At 71.3% G+C, this 19,771-nt stretch carries 18 protein-coding genes and 1 pseudogene; 11 read left to right on the top strand and 8 right to left on the bottom strand.

Annotation, left to right across the window (positions count from 1 at the left end; translation table 11 throughout):
• On the top strand, positions 1-2,031 hold the full coding sequence (locus tag CLV40_RS24375) for a KedN5 family methylcobalamin-dependent radical SAM C-methyltransferase (protein ID WP_146108219.1): 2,031 nt from the start codon (positions 1-3) through the stop codon (positions 2,029-2,031).
• A gap of 10 nt (positions 2,032-2,041) precedes the next feature.
• Here the strand turns inward: CLV40_RS24375 and CLV40_RS24380 are convergent, their stop codons facing one another.
• The gene (locus CLV40_RS24380; protein WP_104481319.1) at positions 2,042-3,037 is read right to left on the bottom strand and encodes an inorganic phosphate transporter; all 996 of its coding nucleotides are present in this window, start codon (positions 3,035-3,037) and stop codon (positions 2,042-2,044) included.
• A 1-nt stretch (position 3,038) separates the two neighbouring features.
• Positions 3,039-3,656 carry a DUF47 domain-containing protein gene (locus CLV40_RS24385; RefSeq protein WP_245931539.1) on the bottom strand — a complete coding sequence of 206 codons (618 nt, stop codon included), beginning with the start codon at positions 3,654-3,656 and terminating at the stop codon, positions 3,039-3,041.
• Between the two features lie 202 nt (positions 3,657-3,858).
• On the opposite strand from CLV40_RS24385, the gene CLV40_RS24390 reads away from it, so the two are divergent.
• From CLV40_RS24390 to CLV40_RS24400, 3 genes are all read left to right on the top strand, one after another.
• Positions 3,859-4,536, top strand: coding sequence for a hypothetical protein (locus CLV40_RS24390; protein WP_146108220.1), 678 nt, complete (start codon positions 3,859-3,861; stop codon positions 4,534-4,536).
• Positions 4,537-4,644: 108 nt separating this feature from the next.
• Positions 4,645-5,154, top strand: coding sequence for a flavin reductase family protein (locus CLV40_RS24395; protein WP_104481322.1), 510 nt, complete (start codon positions 4,645-4,647; stop codon positions 5,152-5,154).
• 306 nt (positions 5,155-5,460) lie between these two features.
• Positions 5,461-6,441, top strand: coding sequence for a helix-turn-helix domain-containing protein (locus tag CLV40_RS24400; RefSeq protein ID WP_219824092.1), 981 nt, complete (start codon positions 5,461-5,463; stop codon positions 6,439-6,441).
• A 4-nt stretch (positions 6,442-6,445) separates the two neighbouring features.
• Here the strand turns inward: CLV40_RS24400 and CLV40_RS24405 are convergent, their stop codons facing one another.
• Positions 6,446-7,600 (bottom strand): aminopeptidase, encoded by a 1,155-nt coding sequence (locus tag CLV40_RS24405; RefSeq protein WP_104481324.1) that lies wholly within the window; start codon positions 7,598-7,600, stop codon positions 6,446-6,448.
• Positions 7,601-8,093: 493 nt separating this feature from the next.
• Between CLV40_RS24405 and CLV40_RS24410 the strand changes: the two genes are divergently transcribed.
• The 6 genes from CLV40_RS24410 to CLV40_RS24435 all read left to right on the top strand — a co-directional run bounded on the left by CLV40_RS24410 (position 8,094) and on the right by CLV40_RS24435 (position 15,783).
• Positions 8,094-9,041 carry an aKG-HExxH-type peptide beta-hydroxylase gene (locus CLV40_RS24410; protein ID WP_146108221.1) on the top strand — a complete coding sequence of 316 codons (948 nt, stop codon included), beginning with the start codon at positions 8,094-8,096 and terminating at the stop codon, positions 9,039-9,041.
• Between the two features lie 139 nt (positions 9,042-9,180).
• A complete protein-coding gene (locus CLV40_RS24415; protein WP_104481326.1) occupies positions 9,181-10,392 on the top strand; it encodes a cytochrome P450 in 1,212 nt (403 codons plus the stop codon).
• Positions 10,393-10,452: 60 nt separating this feature from the next.
• Positions 10,453-11,715: an MFS transporter gene (locus tag CLV40_RS24420; protein ID WP_181043709.1), complete on the top strand. Its 1,263-nt coding sequence runs from the start codon at positions 10,453-10,455 to the stop codon at positions 11,713-11,715.
• Positions 11,716-11,893: 178 nt separating this feature from the next.
• Positions 11,894-12,322, top strand: a complete 429-nt coding sequence (locus CLV40_RS24425) for a Fur family transcriptional regulator (RefSeq protein WP_104481328.1) — start codon at positions 11,894-11,896, stop codon at positions 12,320-12,322.
• Between the two features lie 15 nt (positions 12,323-12,337).
• Positions 12,338-14,578, top strand: a complete 2,241-nt coding sequence (gene katG / locus CLV40_RS24430) for a catalase/peroxidase HPI (protein WP_104481329.1) — start codon at positions 12,338-12,340, stop codon at positions 14,576-14,578.
• Positions 14,579-14,982: 404 nt separating this feature from the next.
• Positions 14,983-15,783, top strand: coding sequence for a nuclease-related domain-containing protein (locus CLV40_RS24435; RefSeq protein ID WP_104481330.1), 801 nt, complete (start codon positions 14,983-14,985; stop codon positions 15,781-15,783).
• An 11-nt stretch (positions 15,784-15,794) separates the two neighbouring features.
• Here CLV40_RS24435 and CLV40_RS24440 read toward each other — a convergent pair whose 3' ends face one another.
• The 4 genes and pseudogenes from CLV40_RS24440 to CLV40_RS24455 all read right to left on the bottom strand — a co-directional run bounded on the left by CLV40_RS24440 (position 15,795) and on the right by CLV40_RS24455 (position 18,613).
• Positions 15,795-16,766, bottom strand: coding sequence for a ketopantoate reductase family protein (locus tag CLV40_RS24440; protein ID WP_104481331.1), 972 nt, complete (start codon positions 16,764-16,766; stop codon positions 15,795-15,797).
• Positions 16,767-16,789: 23 nt separating this feature from the next.
• Positions 16,790-17,269: pseudogene (locus CLV40_RS24445) on the bottom strand (N-acetyltransferase family protein); the annotation flags it as partial.
• Positions 17,270-17,300: 31 nt separating this feature from the next.
• Positions 17,301-18,203, bottom strand: coding sequence for a phosphotriesterase family protein (locus CLV40_RS24450; RefSeq protein WP_104481333.1), 903 nt, complete (start codon positions 18,201-18,203; stop codon positions 17,301-17,303).
• Positions 18,200-18,613 (bottom strand): carboxymuconolactone decarboxylase family protein, encoded by a 414-nt coding sequence (locus CLV40_RS24455; protein WP_104481334.1) that lies wholly within the window; start codon positions 18,611-18,613, stop codon positions 18,200-18,202. Before CLV40_RS24455 ends, CLV40_RS24450 begins: the two co-directional genes overlap by 4 nt.
• Before the next feature lie 80 nt (positions 18,614-18,693).
• On the opposite strand from CLV40_RS24455, the gene CLV40_RS24460 reads away from it, so the two are divergent.
• Positions 18,694-19,269 (top strand): CGNR zinc finger domain-containing protein, encoded by a 576-nt coding sequence (locus tag CLV40_RS24460; protein ID WP_104481335.1) that lies wholly within the window; start codon positions 18,694-18,696, stop codon positions 19,267-19,269.
• A gap of 36 nt (positions 19,270-19,305) precedes the next feature.
• On the opposite strand, the gene CLV40_RS24465 is transcribed toward CLV40_RS24460, so the two are convergent.
• On the bottom strand, positions 19,306-19,716 hold the full coding sequence (locus CLV40_RS24465; RefSeq protein ID WP_104481336.1) for an ATP-binding protein: 411 nt from the start codon (positions 19,714-19,716) through the stop codon (positions 19,306-19,308).
• Positions 19,717-19,771: the final 55 nt, after the last annotated feature.

Raw genomic sequence — 19,771 nt, forward strand, 5'->3', positions numbered from 1 at the left:
ATGCCGCCCACGACGCCCGGCCCGGCGGGACCCGCCCCGGCAGGCGAGTCGACCGTGCTGCCCGCGCTGACCGTGCTGATCGTGCAGCAGGGGGTGTGGCACATGGCGAAGGAGTCCATGCCGCTCGCCGCCGGGTACCTCGCGGCCGTGGTCCGCGCGCACCCCGAACTCGGGTCGCGCTGCGCCGTGCGGATCCTCAACTTCCCCGGTCACCTGTCCCCGCTGGAGATGGCCATCAAGGTGCTCCAGGCCGGGGTACCGGACGTGATCGGCTTCTCCGTGCTCGGGTGGAACGCCAACCAGTTCGCCGCCGTGGCCGCGACCGTCAAGCAGGTCAACCCGTCGGCGGTCGTCGTCTTCGGCGGCAACCACGTCGCCAAGCAGGCCGCGCGGGTGCTCACCCGGGACCCGGCGGTGGACATCGTGGTCAACGGCGAGGGCGAGGTCACGTTCGTCAACATCCTCAAGGCGGTCCTCGACGGTGGCCCGTACGCGCGGGTGCGCGGCATCTCCTTCCGGGGCCCGGATGGCTCGGTCGTCACGACGGCGGACGAGGCACGCGTCGACGACCTGGACCGGATCCCGTCGCCGATCCTCACCGGGGCCGTCCCGCTGCTCGACGAGCGCGGTGGGTTCCGCTACGACGTGGCCCTGATGGAGACCAACCGGGGATGCCCGTACCACTGCGCGTTCTGCTACTGGGGCGGTGCCGTCGGCCAGAAGGTCCGGTCGTTCTCCCGGGTCCGGCTGCGGGCCGAGTTGGAGGCACTGGCGCGGGCCGGTGCCGACACCGTCGTGCTGTGCGACGCCAACTTCGGGATGCTGCGGCAGGACGCCGAGTTCGTCGACGACCTCATCGAGATCCGGGACCGGTACGGCTGCCCGAGGGCGTTGGAGACGTCCTGGGCGAAGAACAAGTCGGCGGTGTTCCGCGGCATCGTCCGGCGGATGCGGGAGGCCGGCATGCGCAGCTCGTTCACCCTCGCGCTGCAGACCCTCGACGACACCGCGCTGGACCTGGTCAACCGCCGCAACATGAAGATCAACCAGTGGCGCGACCTGGCGGAGTGGCTCACCGCCGAGGGACTCGACTGCTACGCCGAGCTGATCTGGGGCATCCCCGGCGAGACCCCGGAGACCTTCCTGCGCGGCTACGACGAACTGGCCAAGCACGTGTCCCGGATCGCCGCCTACCCGCTGTTGCTGCTGCCCAACACCGACTTCTCCGACCGCCGCGCGGTCCACGGCTTCGTCACCGTGCGCGGTCGCCAGGACGACTTCGAGTACGTGCTGGCCGCGCGGGGCGTCTCGCTGGCGCAGAACCTGCGGATGCAGCGGTTCCTGTTCTGGGCCCGGCTGCTCGCCGAGAACCTGGTCCTGCGCGACACGTGGCCGGTGTTTGACGCGGTGCTGGGCTGGAGCCAGTCCGCGGTGATCCTCTCGCTGGCGGACTTCGTCGAGGCCGAGGCCGCGCACCACGCGGGTGCCCGGTTGCTGAGCGCGGCGGCGACGAGTTCCACCGCCGACCCGGACTCCCTCGCCCCCGCGCTCGCGTACTGCTTCTCCACCGAGGAGTTCGCCGACCTGGTCGACGGCTGGTGGCGCGCCGCCGTGGGCCCGGCCACGCCCCGCGAGTGGCGCGAGGCGCTGCGGGAGGTGCTCCGCTACGACCTGGACACCCGTCCCCTGCCCGATCCGGGTCCCCGGGCGCTGCCCGACGCCCGGCTCTCCTCGGTCGACGGCGAGGCCCACTGGACCGTCGCCCGCACCTACGCCTTCGACGTCCCTGCCCTGGCCAGGGCCGCCCGCGCGCGCCGCCACCTCGACCCGCCCGCCGCCGGTCCCCACCACGTCCACCTGCGCTTCAAGCACGGCTTCGCCGACCTCGTGCACTCGACCAACCACGAGGAGACCGCCCACTACATCGGCCGCGCCGAGCTCCCGACCTGCCCACCGCGCTCACCCGAACCCGATGACCGGTGCGGTCCGGTCGACCGCACCCGCACCGCCGCGCCGGGACCGGACGGGTGAGCGCGGTCGGTCAGGGGAGGAAGAGGGTGAGCAGCCCGTAGGTGGCCGCGGCGATCGCCGCCGACATCGGGATGGTGAGGATCCACGCGGACACGATGGTGCCCGCCACACCCCAACGGACCGCGGAGAGCCTGCGGGTGGCGCCGACGCCCATGATGGCGGAGCTGATGGTGTGCGTCGTGGACACCGGGGCGTGCAGGCCGATCGCCATCACGTACAGCACGCTGGACGCGGTGAGGTCGGCGGCGACCCCGCGCGCCGGGTCCAGCTTGATCACCCGGCGGCCGAGGGTGCGCATGATCCGCCAGCCACCGGAGTAGGTGCCGAGCGCGATGGCGCCCGCCGCGGCGAGCTTGACCCACAGCGGGACGTCGTGCCCGGTGTGCAGACCCGCGGTCACCAGGGCGAGCACGATGACGCCCATCGTCTTCTGCGCGTCCTGCAGGCCGTGCCCGAAGGCCAGCGCCGCGGCCGAGAGCGACTGTCCGGCCCGGAAACCCCGGTTGACCCGGCCTGGCGAGCCGCGGCGGAACAGCCAGGCGATGGCCACCATCACGCCGTAGGCGAGGCAGAAGCCGACCAGCGGCGACACGACCATCGGGACGAGCACCTTGCCGACGATGACCGACCAGTGCACGGTCACCGACGCCGCCATCCCCGCGCCGATGAGGCCGCCGATGAGCGCGTGCGACGACGAGGACGGCAGCCCCCGCCACCAGGTGATCAGGTTCCAGGCGATGGCGCCGACCAGGCCCGCGAGGACCACGGTCATGCCGCCGGAGTTCTCCGGCGGGCTGATGATGCCGCTGCCGATCGTGCTTGCCACGCCCTCGGACACCAGGGCGCCGAGCAGGTTCATCACCGCGGCCAGCAGCAGCGCCACCCTCGGGGTCAGCGCCCGGGTGGAGATCGACGTGGCGATGGCGTTCGCCGCGTCGTGGAAGCCGTTGGTGTAGTCGAAGGCCAGGGCGATCGCGACGACCGCGATCACGAGTGCGAACTCCACGTCAGGATTCCTTGACCGCGATCTGCTCGACGATGTTCGCGACCGTCTCGAACGAATCGATCGCCGCTTCCAGCTGCTCCACGACGTCACGCAGCCGCATGACCGTCAACGCGTCGTAGGCGCCGGAGAACAGGTGGGCCAGGCACCGGCGGTAGATCTTGTCGCCGTGGTTCTCCAGCCGGTTCACCTCGATCCAGTACTCGTCGAGGTCGCGCATGTCCCGCAGCCGCGGCATGGCCGCCGCGGTGAGGTCGGCGGCCTGCCGCAGCACCTCCACCTGGTCGGACACCTCCGGTGGCAGCTCCTCGATCCGGTACAGGGTGATGTAGTCGGCCGCGGCCTCCATGTCGTCCATCACGTCGTCGAGCCCGCCGGTCAGCCGGTAGATGTCCTCCCGGTCGAACGGCGTGATGAACGTCGAGTTCAGTCTCCGGATGATCTCGTGCGTCACCTCGTCGCACTGGTGCTCGACCTCCTTGAGCCGCTCGGCCGCCGCCGCGCGGTCGCTCCCGGCGTCGAGCATGCCGGTGAGCAGCCGGGCGCCGTCGACGAGGTGGCTCGCCGACTTGCCGAACAGCTCGTAGAAGGTCTTGTCCTTGGGCAGGGGGTTGAAACGCACGCCGCACCCTAAATCGTCCGAGGTCATGGTGGTGGGGTGGGGGTGCGCGCGCTCCCGGTCCGAGGTGGACGGAACGCGCCCGGGGTACCGGCGGGCGCCGGATTTGTCGGTCTTCCCGCGGTGGCCGGGGTGACCACTGTGGTCTTTTGTCCCGTAACACCGGTGATCTTCGGGGCGACCGTGCGAAAAGGAGGTGGGGTGCTTGTTCGCGCGCGTGGTCGCCATCATTTCGCTGTTGTCCTGCGCCTGCGGTTGCGGCGCCGACGGTCCGGTCGTGGATCTGGAGGTCGGCCTCGGCATCGTGGAATTCAAGATCGACATGGGCGCCTACAAGGACCCGGTGCTGCGGGTGCGCGACCGCGTCACGACCCTGATCATCACCGAGGAGGTGAGCGTGATCTCCGTGTCGGACGGGGAAATCGCCATCACCGCGACCGCCCCGGTGCCGACCACCGCGCCACCCACGACCACCGAAGGCGTCGAACTGACCCTCGACGAGACGACCACGGCCGACGAGCCAGCGCGCCCCGCGGACCCCGACCCGGTGACCAGCGGCTGCGCGCGGGACGCGCGAATAGCGGCCGAAGGCGCGATACGCGACAACGCGGGCGTACCGATCCTGGATGTGCGCGTCTGGCATTCCAACGCGTCCAACCGCGACTGGGGACAGGCAACCGGACGAACCTACGGCAGATTGGTCGTGAGCCTGCCAAGCAAGGGGAACAAAGCCGTATGCCTGCCTGCCGACTGCTCGGAGCACATGATCCCGATCGGCGATTTCCACACGATGATGATCGACGGGGACGTCCCCACCAGCGCGTGCGCCTGGGCGATCAGCCCCCGCGACCAGCTCAGGTACCAGGGCTGCCTCCGCGCCTGACCGCCCCACCCATCGCGCTCGGTCATCGGTACTGATCGCGAAACGTTGTTGGACGCGGCCCCCGGTGCCGGGTCAGGGTGGTGGGAGCCGGAGTGGGAAGGACCACCGATGACCCGCACCACCGATCGCCTCGAACCGTCGGGGTTGGACCCCGCCCTGCTGCGCGCGGCGTTCGGCGCGTTCCCCAGCGGGGTCGTCGCCGTGGCCGCGCGGGTGGACGGGCGGGTCGTGGGCCTGGCCGCCAGTTCGTTCACCTCGGTGTCGCTGGACCCGCCGCTGGTGTCGTTCTCGATCGCCACCGGTTCCCGCACCTGGCCCGACCTGCGCCGCGCCGACCACGTGGGTGTGACCGTGCTGGCCGCGCACCACGACGGCGTCGCCCGCCAACTCGCGGGCCCGGCCGACACCCGCTTCGCGGGCCTGGCCACGGTCACCACCGAGTCCGGCGCCGTCACCCTCGCCGACGGCGTGGCCTGGTTCGACACCACGATCGACCGCCAGGTGGCGGCGGGCGACCACACCATCGTCCTGCTCCGGCTGCACGCGGCGGCGCACGTGGCACACCCTCTGCCGCTGGTGTTCCACCGCAGCGGGTTCGGGCTGCGGCAACCCGCCTGACGCCCGCGGCCCGCGCGATCTCGTGCCAAGACCGCCACCTCGCCGGTGACAATGGGCACCACCGGGTCGTGGATGCGCTTTGCCAAATGCGCGGTTTCATCCCCAGTCGCATCCTGAGCCGTCGATGGTGTTGGGGATGGGGTCGAGTCATGTAATGCTCGCACCGAGGTTTTCGGACAATCCTCGTGTCAATGCTTCAATCCTGCCTGAAATGCGTTGACGTGGCGGGGGCCCCGCGTTATGCCTTCTTGGGGAACTGCTGGAGCATTGCGTCCTGGGGGTGGTTCTATGTTTGAGGCGCTCGGGTTGAGTGAGACTTCCGAGCTGGTGTACCTGGCACTGCTGGATTGCGCGGACGGCGACTACCGCCACCTCGTCGAGCACCTCGACCTCACGGAACGCGAAGTCGTCGTGGCGCTTGATGAATTGACGAAATTGGCGCTGCTGCAGGCGGGCGACGCCGGTCGGCGGCTGCTGCGGCCGGTCGATCCCGAGGTCGGCGTGGCGGCGTTGATCGCCAGGCGGCAGGCCGAGATCGCGCGCAGGCAGCAGGAAGTCGAAGAGAGCAAACTCGCGTTCGCCCGGTTGCTTTCCCGGCACTCCGAATCCGGTGCCAAATCGGCCGATTCCGGCGTCGAGCACCTGATGGGGCTGACGGCGATTCGGCGACGGCTTCGCGAGATAGCGGAGTCCTGTGAACGGGAGGCGTGCTCGTTCATGCCGGGCGGCGCGGCGTTCGCCGAGGGCCTGCCCGTCACCCGGTTCCTGGATTGCGAGGCCATCGACCGGGGAGTGCGCCTGCGGACGATCTACCACGACAGCATCCGCAACCACCCGCCCGCGGTCGAGTACGCCCGCAGGCTGTCCGACCTCGGCAGCGAGGTGCGCACCGCGCCATCGCTGCCGCTGCGGATGTTCGTCGTCGACCGGCGGATCGCCGTGGTGCCGGTCGACGACGACGACGCCGACTCGGCGGTAGTCGTCTCGATCGGCGGCGTCGCCAGTGCGCTGCACACCCTGTTCGCGTCGGTGTGGCGGACCTCGACGCCGCTCGGCCCGCCCCGGCCGCGCGCCGCGGACGGCTTGACCGACCAGGGCCGCGAAGCGCTCAAGCTGCTGGGCAAGGGGTGCACCGACGAGGTGATCGCCCGCCGGTTGGGCGTTTCGGTGCGCACGGCCCGCCGCGTCGCGTCGGGACTGCTCGCGCGGTTGGACGCGCGGAGCCGGTTCCAGGCGGGCGCGCGGGCCGTGGCACGGGGCTGGGTCGACATCGACGACCTCGACTAGCGTGTCAGGGTCGCCGAACCCCGGGCACCTGGCAGGTCGGGTCCTCGGAGAGCCCCTGGAGCTGGCGGTACCCCATGCCGCAGCAGTCGCCGGTGATGTCCTCGTCCAGCGCGTCCACCGGGTGGGGCACGTCCAGCGGCTGGACCCGGGTCAGGTCGATGGGGTCGACCTCGTCGTCGATCCACATCAGACCGCCGACGGTGATCAGGTCCAGGTGGGCCCACGCCATGTACCCGACGCGGCTGTTGCTCTGGTTGTGCGCGCCGAACCCGAGGTGCAGACCGCAGCTGCGCTCGTTGATGTGCGAGTTCGCGGTGAGGAACTCGCCGACGCCGTGGTTCGTGCCGAGGCCGAACTCGCCGATGTTGCGCCCGTTCGGGCTGTTCAGGCAGAGCTCGAACATCTCCAGCAGTTCCGGGCGGTCGCAGCTGATCGACCGGGCCTTACCGCCCTCGATCTCCACCCGGGCCGGGTTGTCGGCCAGCTTGGCGTTCAGGTCGCTGATGATGTTGGCGTTGTACGCGCCGTCGGCGACCAGCACGCCCTCGACACCCGCCGGGAAGGTGGCGATCTCCCCGGCGGGCAGGATCGTGAAGCCGCCGGGCCGCCACACCCCCCGGTTGCTGATCCACTGGTACTTCTCGCTGTCGAGGTCGACTGTGATGTCCGTGCCGCCCTCGGTGGTCACGCGGACCCGCTTGGCGTTGTCCAGCCGGTGCAGCAACGTGCCGTTGAGCGACGACAACTCCGCCGGGCTGACGTTGAGCGCCTTGGTGAAGAAGTCGGCGCCCGCGCTGATGATCCGCAGGATCATGGTGTTGCCCTGGCCGTAGCGGCTCAGCAGCGGCGCGAGCACGTCGAAGTGCGACATCGTGTCCAGCTCGAGGGTGATGATGACGAGCCTGCCCGGCAGCGCGGCCGGGTCCGGCAGCACCGCGCCGATCCGCTCGGCGAAGCCGCTGTCCTCCAATGGGCGCATCGGGATGATGTCCGGGGTGAACCCGCGTTGCCGCAGCCCGAGCGCGACCCAGGCCGCGGGGTCGCGGCTGTCGGGTGTGTAGGTGATCACGAACTTGTCCTGGTCGCGGATCTTCACGTAGTCGTCCAACAGGGAGCGGACCCCCTCGAAGACCCGCTCGTCGACCATCTGCGCAGTCATTGTCGCTCCTTGGGTAGTGCCCGAAGTGAATTGTTTCCCGGATCGCGGTGGCCCCGCCCGCGGCATGCCGACGGGACCACCACCTTTCGCAACCCGTCCCCGCCGTTATCCCGCTGGGGCGGCGATACCGATTACGGCGTGTCCAGGTACCAGGCGACGGTGCCGAACTCGATCTGCTCGGCCTTGCCGGGCTCCGGCTCGGACTCGGCCATCGCGGTGAGCAGGGTCTGCAACTCCTGGGGGTCAGGCATGGTGCGCACCTTCCTTCGAGACCACACCGGCGACCTGCCGGCGGATCCCATGCTCCCGCGCGCGTTCGCCCATCGCGAGTGGTCATTTCCTGCCAGTGGTCGGCGCGGCATGAACCGGCCACCATAAACGATTGTGGCCTATTGTCGTGTAGGTATACTCGACCAGGCGAACTGATCGCCGCGGTGTCGGAATCGACGCCGACTATCGACACGCCGCCGACGTGACCCGGGAGCGCAGTGCGATGCCATCCGCAGCCGAGGAATACCTGAGAAATCAGCTCACCTCATTCGAGATAAACCAGAACGCGACCGCCGCCCTGGCGACGGTGTACCACCGGCGGCTCGGTCGACGCCTCTGGGCGCGCCTCGCCGAGCAGGGCACGCCGCCGGGCGGACCCGATGGCTGGCGACGACTCACGTGGCTGCACCCGAGCGTCGTCCGCATGGTCACGGTCGGCCCGGTCGACGCGGGCGCGCTCGGTGCCGGGACGTACACCGTGGTGGGAGGGCCCGCGCGGCCACCGCTGGAGCACCTCCCGGAACGCGACGGCGTGCCGTGGCTCGAGGAAAGCGTCCGCTACCTCGAACACGACATCCGGGCGGTCGACGATGCCCAGTCGTTGACGTTGTCCCGGCGGTTGGCCCGGAGCGCGCGGCCACACGTCGACCAGGCCGTCGAGGTGCTCGCCCGGGTGTGGCCCGCCGCCGCGCGGGAGTTCCGGACCCTGGTGCGGTCGATCGTGTACGTGGACGGGACGGTGTTCCGCTCGGCGACGGTCGAGCAGACGTACGGCGCCATCTACGCCGCGCCGCGCTCGCTGGGCAGCGTCGCCGCCGCGTTCGAGATGCTGCTGCACGAGACCGGCCACCACGCCCTGTACCTGCGGAACTCGTTCGGGCCCTTCGTGCTCAACGGCGCGGCACTGGCCTCGCACCCGCTGCGACCGGACCCGAGACCGATCTTCGGCGTCCTGCACTCCGCGCACGTCCTGGCCCGGATGGCCACCGGCCTGCACCGCTGGACGGCGGAGGCGGACGCTCCCGACGAGGCGCACGAGCGGCGGGAGCGGGCGCTGGGGAACCTGGCGCAGAGCCTGGACATCCTCGACAGGCAAGCCGAGTGGACGGCCCAGGGCGCCGACTACTTCACCGACCTCCGCGCGTGCGCGGATTCGTTGCGGGCGGCGTGACCGGACCCGCGCCGCGGCGCCCGGACCGCCGACCACTGAACCGGAAGTCGTTGTTCGAAGCCAAAGCCGGACGAGGTCCGCGCTGCCACGGCCGCCGCGGAGCGGGCCCGCCCGCCGCGTTCGAAGGGAGAGTTCCGCGATGGAACAACCGGCCTACCCGATGTCCCGGTCCTGCCCGATGCGCCCGCCGGACCGGTACACCGAGCTGCGTGCCGGGGCGCCGCTCGAGAAGATCACCCTGCCCAGCGGGCGGACCGCCTGGTTGATCACGCGCTACGAGCACGTGCGCCGGTTCCTCGCCGACCGGAACGTCAGCACGAACCGGCTGCACCCCAACTTTCCCTTCTACCGCCCGCTCGCGCACAAGTTGATCGGCGTCAACGCGTCCCTGATGAGCCTGGACCCGCCGGCGCACGCGGTGCTGACCCGGATGGTGATCCCCGAGTTCACCCACAAACGCGTGCAGAAGCTGCGGCCCCTCGTGCAGCGGATCGTGGACGACCACATCACGACCATGCTGGACGGTGACCGGCCCATCGACCTGGTGGACGCTCTCTGCCGCCCGGTCACCGCCCAGGTCATCTGCGAGGTCCTCGGTGCCCCCTACCGCGACCGCGAGCTCTTCCGCTCGACCAGCAAGGCGATGGCCGACTGGCACAGCAGCCTGCGCGAACGCGAGGAGGCGGACGCCGCGCTTCGCGGATACCTCAGCGATTTCGTGGCCGCGAAGGTGGCGGAGGCCGAGCAACCGGGTGCCGTGCCGGGCGACCACCTGGTCGGCAGGCTCATCGCCAAGAACCGGGAGGAGCGGGTCCTCAGCCAGGAGGACATCGCCGCGTTGTGCCTGTCGCTGCTGAGCGCCGGGCACGAGACCACGGCCAACGTGATCGCGCTCGGCACCGTGCTGCTGCTCGAGAACCCCGAGCAACTCGCCGTGATCCGGGCCGACCCGACCCGCACCCCGGGTGCGGTGGAGGAGATCCTGCGCCACACCAGCATCACCGACCCGAGCGGGCTGCGGGTGGCGCTGGCCGACATCGAGGTCGGCGACATGGTGGTCAAGGAGGGCGACGGTGTTGTCGTGTCGACCGCGGCGGCGAACTGGGATGACAGCGTCTTCGCCGAGCCGGAGAAACTCGACTTCGACCGCGACGCGCGGCACCAGCTGGCGTTCGGCCACGGCATCCACCGGTGCGTCGCCCAGAACCTGGCCCGTCTCGAGCTCGAGATCGCGTTCACCACGCTGTTCGCCCGGGTCCCCGGGCTCCGGCTCGCCGCCCCTGTCGAGGAACTGGACTTCAAGGATGGCGCGCTCCTCTACGGTGTCCACACACTGCCCGTCACCTGGTGAGGAGGTGCCGTCATCATCCGGACGTCCCGGCCAGCCCGTCGCCCTCGAGCGGAGGCGCGCGTGACGACGACCCCACGCCGGGCCGCGATCGCAGCGGAGCCCGCCGTCCGCCTGCTGGTCCCACTGCGGGATCGGCGCTTCGCGCTGTACTTCATCGGCCAGCTGCTCTCCCGGATCGGCGACGGCATCTACCTGGTCACGCTGCCGTTCGTCATGCTCAACCAGGGCGGCGGTCCCGCGAACCTCGGCGTGGTGCTGGCCTGCTACGGCGCGGCCAGGCTGGCCGCCCTGCCGGTCGGCGGCACGCTCGCCGACCGCCTGGGCGCCCGGCCGGTGATGCTCGCCGCGGACGCGCTCCGTGCCGTCGTCGTGCTCGGTTTCGTCCTGCTCGCGGCCAACAGCCGCATCCCCCTGTGGGCGATGGTCGCGGTCGCGGTCCCGTTCGGCGTCCTGGGCGGGATCTTCATGCCCGCCTCGTTCGCCGTGCTGCCGCGGATCGTGCCGCCCGAGTCGCTCGCCGCGGGCAACTCCCTGATCCAGGTCATGCAGAGCACGTCGAGGATCGCCGGGCCCGCGCTGGGCGGGACGCTCGTCGGGGCGTTCAAGAGCGGCGTGGGGCTGCTGATCGACGCGGTCACGTTCCTGGTGTCCAGCCTGACCCTGGTGGCGATCCGCCCCAGGCCCGCGGCCGGGGCACCGCGCGCCGACGACGTCCCGGACGTCGACCGGCTGCGGACCTGGCGATCGGTGCTGCGCTACGCCACCGGCTCGCCCCTGGTGCGGATGAACCTGCTGACCACGCTGGTGTTCAACCTCGCCGCCGTCGGCCTGATCGAGGTCGCGCTGCCGATCCTCGCCCAGACCACGCTGGACCGCGGCGCCCCCGGGTTCGGGATCATGATGGCGGGCCTCGGCGGCGGCTCGGTCCTCGGCGCGCTCCTGGGCCCGACCCTGCTCCGGCAACGCCGCCGCGGACTGATCGCGCTCTGCCTCGGCGTCGTCCAGGGTCTCGCCCTCGCGGCCATCCCGACGGGCTCCTCACTGGTCATCGCCACCGCGACCCTGTTCACCGCCGCGTCCCTGCAAGCCGCGGTCAACGTCTTCTACATGACCATGCTCCAACGCGAAGTCCCCGCCCAGGCACTGGGCAGGATCATGAGCCTGCTGGCCACCTGCGCGGGCCTCGCCTACCCGGCCTCCGCGCTACTCGCCGGGACCGCCCTGGGCGCGGTCGACCCGCGGCTCGTGATCATCGTGGCCGGGCTGGGCGTGTCGGTGTCCTTCTCGGTGGGGTTCTTCAGCAAGCCGTACCGGAACCTCTGATCGGCGCGTGCACGGCCAAGTCCTCCGACATGTCCGAAGTGGACCGTAGGTGTACCGCTGCGAGGCTGTCAGAGCGTGGCCACCCGTTGGAGCGGGAAGATCGGCTCCCGCCGCGGGCCCGATGAACCTCTCCTCGTCATAATTTGACCGACTCCAGAAACCGTTTTACGGTCGGGGGGTGACGTCGGAGTTCGAGGCTCAGTTGCGGGCCGTGTCGCTGCGGGTGACGCAGCCGCGGTTGGCGGTGCTCGCCGTGCTCCGGGACCACCCGCACGTGGACACGGACGCGGTGATCGCGCTCGTGCGGGTCGATCACCCGTCCGTGTCGCACCAGACGGTCTACGACGTGCTCCGGGCACTGACCGACGCCGGTCTGCTGCGCCGGATCCAGCCCGCGGGCGCGAACGCGCGTTACGAAACCCGTGTGGGGGACAACCACCACCACGCCGTGTGCCGGTCCTGTGGCGCCATCGCGGATGTCGAGTGCGCCGTCGGCCACGCCCCCTGCCTGACCGCCTCGGACGACCGCGGGTTCGTGGTCGACGAGGCCGAAGTCGTCTACTGGGGCACCTGCCCCGACTGTGTTTCCGCCGAACAGACTGCTTGAGAGGAACCCGACCTGATGAGCGATCCCCAGGGCAAGGCAACGGGATGCCCGGTCGCCCAGGACTCCGCCACCGCGCACGGCAGCGAGAGCGAGAACCCGGCGATCGACTCGCCGACGCCGAAGACGGGTGGCCGCCCGCGCACCAACCAGGACTGGTGGCCCAACCAGCTCGACCTGTCGGTGCTGCACGCGCACTCGGCCAAGGGCAACCCGCTGGGGGCCGACTTCAGCTACGCCGAGGAGTTCGCCACCCTCGACGTCGAGGCCCTCAAACGCGACATCACCGAGGTGCTCACCACCTCCCAGGACTGGTGGCCCGCGGACTTCGGCCACTACGGCGGCCTGATGATCCGGATGAGCTGGCACGCCGCGGGCACCTACCGCATCCACGACGGCCGCGGCGGTGCGGGCGACGGCGGCCAGCGCTTCGCCCCGCTCAACAGCTGGCCCGACAACGCCAACCTCGACAAGGCGCGCCGGCTGCTGTGGCCGGTGAAGCAGAAGTACGGCCAGCAGGTCTCGTGGGCCGACCTGCTCGTGTTCGCGGGCAACGTGGCCCTGGAGTCCATGGGGTTCAAGACGTTCGGTTTCGCCTTCGGCCGCGAGGACGTCTGGGAGCCCGACGAGATCATCTGGGGCCCGGAGGAGGAGTGGCTAGGCGAGGACCGCTACGCAGGCGCCGCGGAGATGGTGCCCGACCTCGGCGCGACCGAGATGGGCCTCATCTACGTCAACCCGGAGGGCCCGCGCGGCAGCGCCGACCCGGCCGCCGCCGCGCACTTCATCCGCGAGACCTTCGCCCGGATGGCGATGAACGACGAGGAGACCGTCGCGCTCATCGCGGGCGGTCACACCTTCGGCAAGACCCACGGCGCGGGGATCGCCGACGACCACGTCGGCCCGGAACCCGAGGGCGCCGCGTTGGAGGCGCAGGGCCTGGGCTGGCTGAGCACGCACGGCAGCGGCAAGGGCGCCGACTCGATCACCAGCGGCCTCGAGGTGACCTGGACCGACGTGCCCACCCAGTGGAGCAACCGGTTCTTCGAGATCCTCTTCGGCCACGAGTGGGAGCTGACCACCAGCCCCGGCGGCGCCAAGCAGTACGTGGCCAAGGACGCCGAGGCCATCATCCCGGACCCGTTCGACCCGGCCCGCAAGCACAAGCCGACCATGCTCACGACCGACTTGTCGCTGCGCGTCGACCCGGCGTACGAGAAGATCTCCCGCCGGTTCCTGGCGAACCCGGACGAGTTCGCGCTGGCGTTCGCCAAGGCCTGGTACAAGCTGCTGCACCGCGACATGGGGCCGGTCAGCCGGTTCCTGGGGCCGTGGGTGCCCGAGGCGCAGCTGTGGCAGGACCCGGTGCCCGCCGCCGACCACGACCCGGTGTCCGACGCCGACGTCGCCGCCCTGAAGGCGAAGGTGCTGGACTCGGGGCTCACCACCGCCCAGCTGGTCACCACCGCGTGGGCGTCCGCGTCGAGCTTCCGCGCCACCGACAAGCGCGGCGGTGCCAACGGCGCCCGGATCCGCCTGGAACCCCAGCGCGGCTGGGAGGTCAACCAGCCCGATCAGCTCTCCGCCGTGCTCGACGCCCTGGAGAGCATCCAGCGCGAGTTCAACGCGGCGGGCGGCGCGAAGATCTCCCTCGCCGACCTGATCGTGCTGGCGGGTTCGGCCGCCGTGGAGAAGGCGGCCCGCGACGCGGGCGTCGAGGTGACCGTGCCGTTCCACCCGGGCCGCACCGACGCGAGCCAGGACCAGACCGACGTCGAGTCGTTCGCCGTACTCGAGCCCCGCGCCGACGGGTTCCGCAACTACGTGCGGGCGGGGGAGAAGGCCCAGCCGGAGGTGCTGCTGGTCGACCGCGCCTACATGCTCAACCTGACGGCACCGGAAACCACCGTCCTCGTCGGCGGCCTCCGCACCCTCGGCGCCAACTTCGGCGGCACCGCACACGGCGTCCTGACCGACCGCCCGGGCACCCTCACCAACGACTTCTTCACCAACCTGCTCGCACCGGGCACCCGCTGGCAGGCGTCGAAGTCGGACGAGCACGTCTACGAGATCCGCGACGCGAAGACCGACGACCTCAAGTGGACGGCCACCGCGGTCGACCTGGTCTTCGGCTCCAACTCGCAGCTGCGCGCCCTGTCCGAGGTCTACGCGGGCGCGGGCGCCCACACCCGGTTCGTGCGCGACTTCGTCAAGGCGTGGACCAAGGTGATGGACCTGGACCGCTTCGACCTGGCCTGACCGCACCGCGCGGACCCGAGCCCGCCCGGGCTCGGGTCCGCGGCGCCAGTCCGAAAGGTTGGTCCCGGTGCAGGTGGCAGTGGCGAGGATGGCCGACGTCGCGGGCTTCCTCGCCTTGGCCGGGCACGTCGAGCAGTGGTTCGGGCCGATGCTCGACGTGCCCGGGTTCCACGGCGCCCCGCGGCGCGATCATCGACCGGGGCACCGCGCTGTGCGTACACCGGGACGGCGGCGACCTGCGTGGCGGCATCCTGTTCGGCATTCGCCCACCGGTGTGCCGGATCGGCTGACGATCACGAAGTACGGCTGCCGTTTTGGTCGAGTTTCCGCTGTCGGTGGTCACTTGATCATCAACTTCCTCGGACTGCCGCGGGTTCGCCGTACCCGGCTTCTAGCATGTGGGGATGCGGGTCGAGGAGCTGTCCAACCACCCACTGGCCCAGGTGCGCGCCCTGCGGGCCGAGATCGCCGAAGTCCAAGCCCGCCGGGGCGAGCATTTCCGGGCGGTGGAAGGGTTCCGCCGTGCCAACGCGGCGTCCCGGCGGTGGTGGCAGTGGGGTCTGTGGTGGCGGCACCGGGCCCAGGAGGCGGCGATGCGGGCGCTGGCGCCGGTGGTGGACCCGGCCCTGCACCACGAGCTGGTCCGGTACGAAGCCGGGGCGGCCGCCGAGGAACGCGCGGCCTGGGAGTTGGTGGCGCGCTTCGACGACAGGTGGGCGCTCTTCTCGGGCTACACCAACCGCCGTGGTGAGGTCGACCTCGTGGTGGTCGGGCCGGGTGGGGTGTGGGCGGTCGAGGTCAAGGGTCGTGGCGTGCGCGTGCACGTCGATGGTGACGGCTGGACATACGAGAAGTTCGATCGCTACGGCAACCTGGTGGAGGAGGACGACCTCTCCGATCGGAGTGGCCGTAGCTGGGGTCGACAGGTCCGCGACGTGGCGGACGCGCTGGAGGGCTTCCTCGGTCGACGCGGGGTGCCCGTTTCCGTGTACGCCGCGGTGGTGGTCATGCACGAACGCGCCGAGATCGGCTCGGTGAGCGACCTGTCGGTCCTGCTCTCCATCGGTACCGGCTACCTGGTCGAGCAGATTCGCCACGGCCCCGCCGTACTGAGCGCCAGCAGGCAGGCAGACGTCGAACGCCTGATTCGTCAAGACCACGACTTCCACCGCAAACGCCGCGGACGTCGAAGAGGCGTCTCGTGAACCGGTGCCGGTCAGCGCCCGATCCGCGCGGCGAGTTCCGCCGCCGTGAGACCACCCGGTGACCGTCCCGTTCGGACAGACTCGTGGACCGCCACCAGCAGCGCCTCGTTCACCGGGGTCTCGATCCCGTGCAGCCTGCCCAGCGCCACGATCTCCCCGTTGAGGTAGTCCGTCTCCACACCCGTCCCCCGAACCACGCTCTGCCACGACGAACTCCCCCCGGCCCCCGGCATGTCCTGGGACACCACCATGCCCCCACGCAACTGGACGAACTCCTCCTCCGTGGCGCAGTCGATCCCCGCCACCGCCAGCACTTCGCGGCCCTCGGCCACGGCGAGGTCACGCAGTGCGGGGACGGGTCCACCGGTGACCGCGTCGATCGCGTTGGCCAGGTTGGCGAGCAGCTTCGCGTACTTCCACCGCATGACCCGCGGCACCACCGGTGCGGGCAGGTTCGCCTTCTCCAGATCAGCGGCGATGGCCTCGGTGGTGTCGTCGTGGCCGTGCGGGTAGCGGCCGATCGTGAGCATCCCCGTGTACGGCGCGGCGGTGGCGATCACCTCACCGGGCGTCAGGTACGTCGCGGGCAGCATCAGGCACACGGCCTGCACCTGCCGGAAGTGCCGCAACGCCATCCGTTCGTTCGCCACGCCGTTCTGGGCGGTGACCACGGGCAGCACTTGGCCCGCCGTCGCGCCCGCCACCGGGCGCGGGCTCCACGCCCGCAGCGCCGCGGCGCTGTCCTGGGTCTTCGTGGTGAGCACGAGCACGTCGTCGGGCCGCAGGTCCACCTCGTCCGGACCCGTCGCCACCGGGATGTCCAGGTGCAGGGTGCCCTGCGGGGTGATCAGCCGCAGCCCGTCGGCCCGCAGCGCGGTCGCCTGCGCGCCCCGGGCGACGAGCACCACTTCGTGGCCGCTCTCGTGCAGCTTCCCACCGATCGAGCACCCGACGGCACCCGCGCCGATGACCACGTATCGCACACCGCGACCGTAGCCGAACGGACTCAGGGCGCGCGGCGTTCGAGCAGGACGGTGTCGCGCCAGACGCCGTGGTGCCGGGCGATGCGCTCGCGGACGCCGACGGTGCGGAAGCCCGCCGCGTGGTGCAGGGCGATGCTCGCGTGGTTCTCGGGGAACACCGAGGCCTGCAACGTCCACAACCCCGCCGCGTCGGCGGCCGCGATCTGCTTGCGCAGCATCGCTTTCCCCACGCCCCGGCCGCGGTGGGCCGCGCCGACGTAGACGGAGGTGTCGGCGACCCCGGCGTAGCGGTCCCGCGTGGACGCCGGGGTGACGGCGGCCCACCCCGCCACGGCCCCGCCGACCTCGGCGACCCAGCGGTGCCCCGGCAGCCACTTGGCGTCGAGCGCCCGGAGGTCGGGGGTCTCGGTCTCGAACGTGGCCACGCCGGTCGCGATGCCCTCGGCGTAGACGCGCCGGACGTCCGACCAGTCGCGGTCGGTCATGGCGCGGATGACGGCGTCGGGGGAGTTCATGGTGTCCATGATGGCGCCGTCACGAGCGCCAGTTCGCCGCGAACGCCCGGGCCGGGTTCTCGACGAAGATCATGGCCGCGGTGTCGACCCCCAGGTCGCGCTCGATCCGCGGGCGCAGGCCGCTGAGCAGGAACGGCATCCCCGGTCCGTCGGCGCCGGAACGGGCCGCCGAAGTCGTCGTGTCCCCGCCGAGCAGGATCCGCGGGGCGTGGCCGGAGTCGGCGAGTGCGGTGAGACCGCGGAGCAGGAGCCAGTCGGTGCCGTGATGGGCGCGGGACGGGCCGTCGAACGCCAGGAACGCGCCCGCCTCGGCGGCCCGCCGGTGGCTCTCGGCATCCGGGAACCGCTGCGCGTGCCCGAGGATCACCCGGTGCGCCGGGACTCGGTGTGTGTCGCACAGCAGCCGGAGCACGTCCATGGCGGCCGTTCCGCCTTCGAGGTGGACGCCGATGGGCGCGTCGGTGGCGTGGTGCGCCTCAGCCGCCGCCGCGATGACGTGCCGGGCGTGGTCGTCGAGGCGGTGGTAGGCGCCCGCGACCTTGATCATCCCGGCCCGGGTCCGCGCGCCGGTCAACTCGTGGACGAACAGGCCCGCCAACCCGTCGTAGACGCGTCGCAGGTCGTCGCGGTCGTAGTGTTTCGCCTGGTGGGCGCCGGTGGCGGAGATGATGTGCACGCCGGACCGCCGGGACAGCGCGGGCAGGTCGTCGGCCCGCGCCCCCAGGCCCCACGGGGTCCACTGCGCCACGGCGCGCCCGCCGAGCGCGGCGAAGGCGTCCAACTCGGTGAGCGCGGCCCCGGCGTCGTCCAGTTCCTGACCGGGCAACACGGGGGAGCGGAGGAACAGGTGGTCGTGGGCGTCGCAGACACCCAGCTCGGACGGCGCGATGTCGCCGAGAACGGTCCGGATCGCCGCGGTCACCGCCCGGGCTCCCCGAGCGCGGCCGCGGCGACGCGGAGCCCCGCCAGCGCCTTGGGCACCCCGATGTACGGCGCGAGGTGCGCGAACACCTCGACGACCTCGTCGCGGGTCATACCGATCCGCAACGAGGTCCGGACGTGGCCCGCCAACTGCGGGTCGACACCGCCGAGCGCGGCCAGCGCCGCCAGGGTGACGAGCTGCCGGTCGCGCAGCGACAGCCCTTCACGGAGGTAGGTGCCACCGAACAGGGCGGTCACGATCCAGTCGGCGAACCCGGGGGCGAGGTCGTCGAGCCCGGGCAGGGCGGCGTGCTGGGTGGCGGTGTCCTGTAAGTGGTCCAGCAGCCGGTATCCCTCGTCGCGGTCGAACCGCGCCTGGGTCAGCTGCTCCGGCAGAGGCCTGGTCGTCATGGCGAGAACCCTTCGCTGTAACGCTTCGAACGTTACGGCGACGCTAGCACGCGTAACGGATGATCCGTTACCGTCCGGGTATGGCGAACGAGAACGCGGCGGCCTTCCGGTTCGACTGCGGCGCGGTGTGGCTGAACCTGCTCGCGACCAAGGGCCGCGCCCACAGCGCGAACCCTGTCGAGCGGTTGGCTACGCCCGACCGGCTCGCCGAGTGGCTCGAGCACGGCGAGCTGTCCCCGGCCCGGCCGCCGGACGAAGACGACCTGCGCCTGGCCCACCACCTGCGGGAGACACTGCGCGTGCTCGCGCTGGCCACCGTCGACGAACAGCCACCACCCAAGTCCGCGGTCGGTGACCTCATCACCTTCCTGGCCGAACACGACGACCCGATCCACCTCGCCGCGGACGATCGGCTGCGCCGCGAACAGCCCGCGACGGCCGCCGACGCCCTCGTCCGCATCGCCCGCCAAGCCGTCGACCACCTGACCGGCGCGGACCGCCGCGCGCTGAAGAGTTGCCCGGAACACGACTGCCGAGGCGTCTTCATCGATCCACCCGGGCGCAGGCGCTGGTGCCCGTCCCCGGCCTGCGCGAGCCGGGGCCGCGTCCGCGCGCTCCGCGCCCGCCGCGCCGCCGAGTCGGGTGGCGCGCCGTAGCGGCGGGCCTCGCTGTCCTCTATGGACGAATGGGGATCAGGTCGGCAGGGGGAAGTCGGCTTCGACGGTGGTGCCGGGGGAGGCGTTGGTACCGTGGTCGACGCGCAGGTGGGAGGCAAGGGCGCGCAGGATGCGGAGTCCGCGGCCGCGGAAGCGGTCCGTGGCGGTCCGGGGCCGATCGGCGGCTCGCCAGTGGCCGCGATCGGACACCGACACCCGCACCACCCGGTCTCGGACGTCGGCGCGGACGGTCACCACGCCGGGCGCGTCCGGGGGATAGGCGTGTTCGACGCTGTTGGTGACCGCCTCGCTGACCCCGAGGAGGATCTCCTCCGCCCGCTCACCGACCACCTGGTGGGACATGAGCCACGCGCGCACGGCAGACCTGATCTCGGACACGGCTCGTGCGCGTGCGGCGACCTCGACCCGCAGCGGTCTGGTACTCACCGTGGCGGTGGTACCCGTCGAAAACGCCCCTCACACGTGAACGCGCCAATTCGCC

Origin of the sequence: Actinokineospora auranticolor (genome assembly GCF_002934265.1) — a bacterium.
Taxonomy (GTDB): Bacteria; Actinomycetota; Actinomycetes; order Mycobacteriales; family Pseudonocardiaceae; genus Actinokineospora; species Actinokineospora auranticolor.

Excerpts from the sequence above, each read along its gene's own strand:
- CLV40_RS24410 (WP_146108221.1), top strand. The coding sequence starts at position 8,094 with ATGCCATCCGCAGCCGAGGAATACCTGAGAAATCAGCTCACCTCATTC.
- CLV40_RS24405 (WP_104481324.1), bottom strand. The coding sequence starts at position 7,600 with ATGACTGCGCAGATGGTCGACGAGCGGGTCTTCGAGGGGGTCCGCTCC.
- CLV40_RS24415 (WP_104481326.1), top strand. The coding sequence starts at position 9,181 with ATGGAACAACCGGCCTACCCGATGTCCCGGTCCTGCCCGATGCGCCCG.
- katG (WP_104481329.1), top strand. The coding sequence starts at position 12,338 with ATGAGCGATCCCCAGGGCAAGGCAACGGGATGCCCGGTCGCCCAGGAC.
- CLV40_RS24395 (WP_104481322.1), top strand. The coding sequence starts at position 4,645 with ATGACCCGCACCACCGATCGCCTCGAACCGTCGGGGTTGGACCCCGCC.
- CLV40_RS24435 (WP_104481330.1), top strand. The coding sequence starts at position 14,983 with ATGCGGGTCGAGGAGCTGTCCAACCACCCACTGGCCCAGGTGCGCGCC.
- CLV40_RS24455 (WP_104481334.1), bottom strand. The coding sequence starts at position 18,613 with ATGACGACCAGGCCTCTGCCGGAGCAGCTGACCCAGGCGCGGTTCGAC.
- CLV40_RS24460 (WP_104481335.1), top strand. The coding sequence starts at position 18,694 with ATGGCGAACGAGAACGCGGCGGCCTTCCGGTTCGACTGCGGCGCGGTG.
- CLV40_RS24375 (WP_146108219.1), top strand. The coding sequence starts at position 1 with ATGCCGCCCACGACGCCCGGCCCGGCGGGACCCGCCCCGGCAGGCGAG.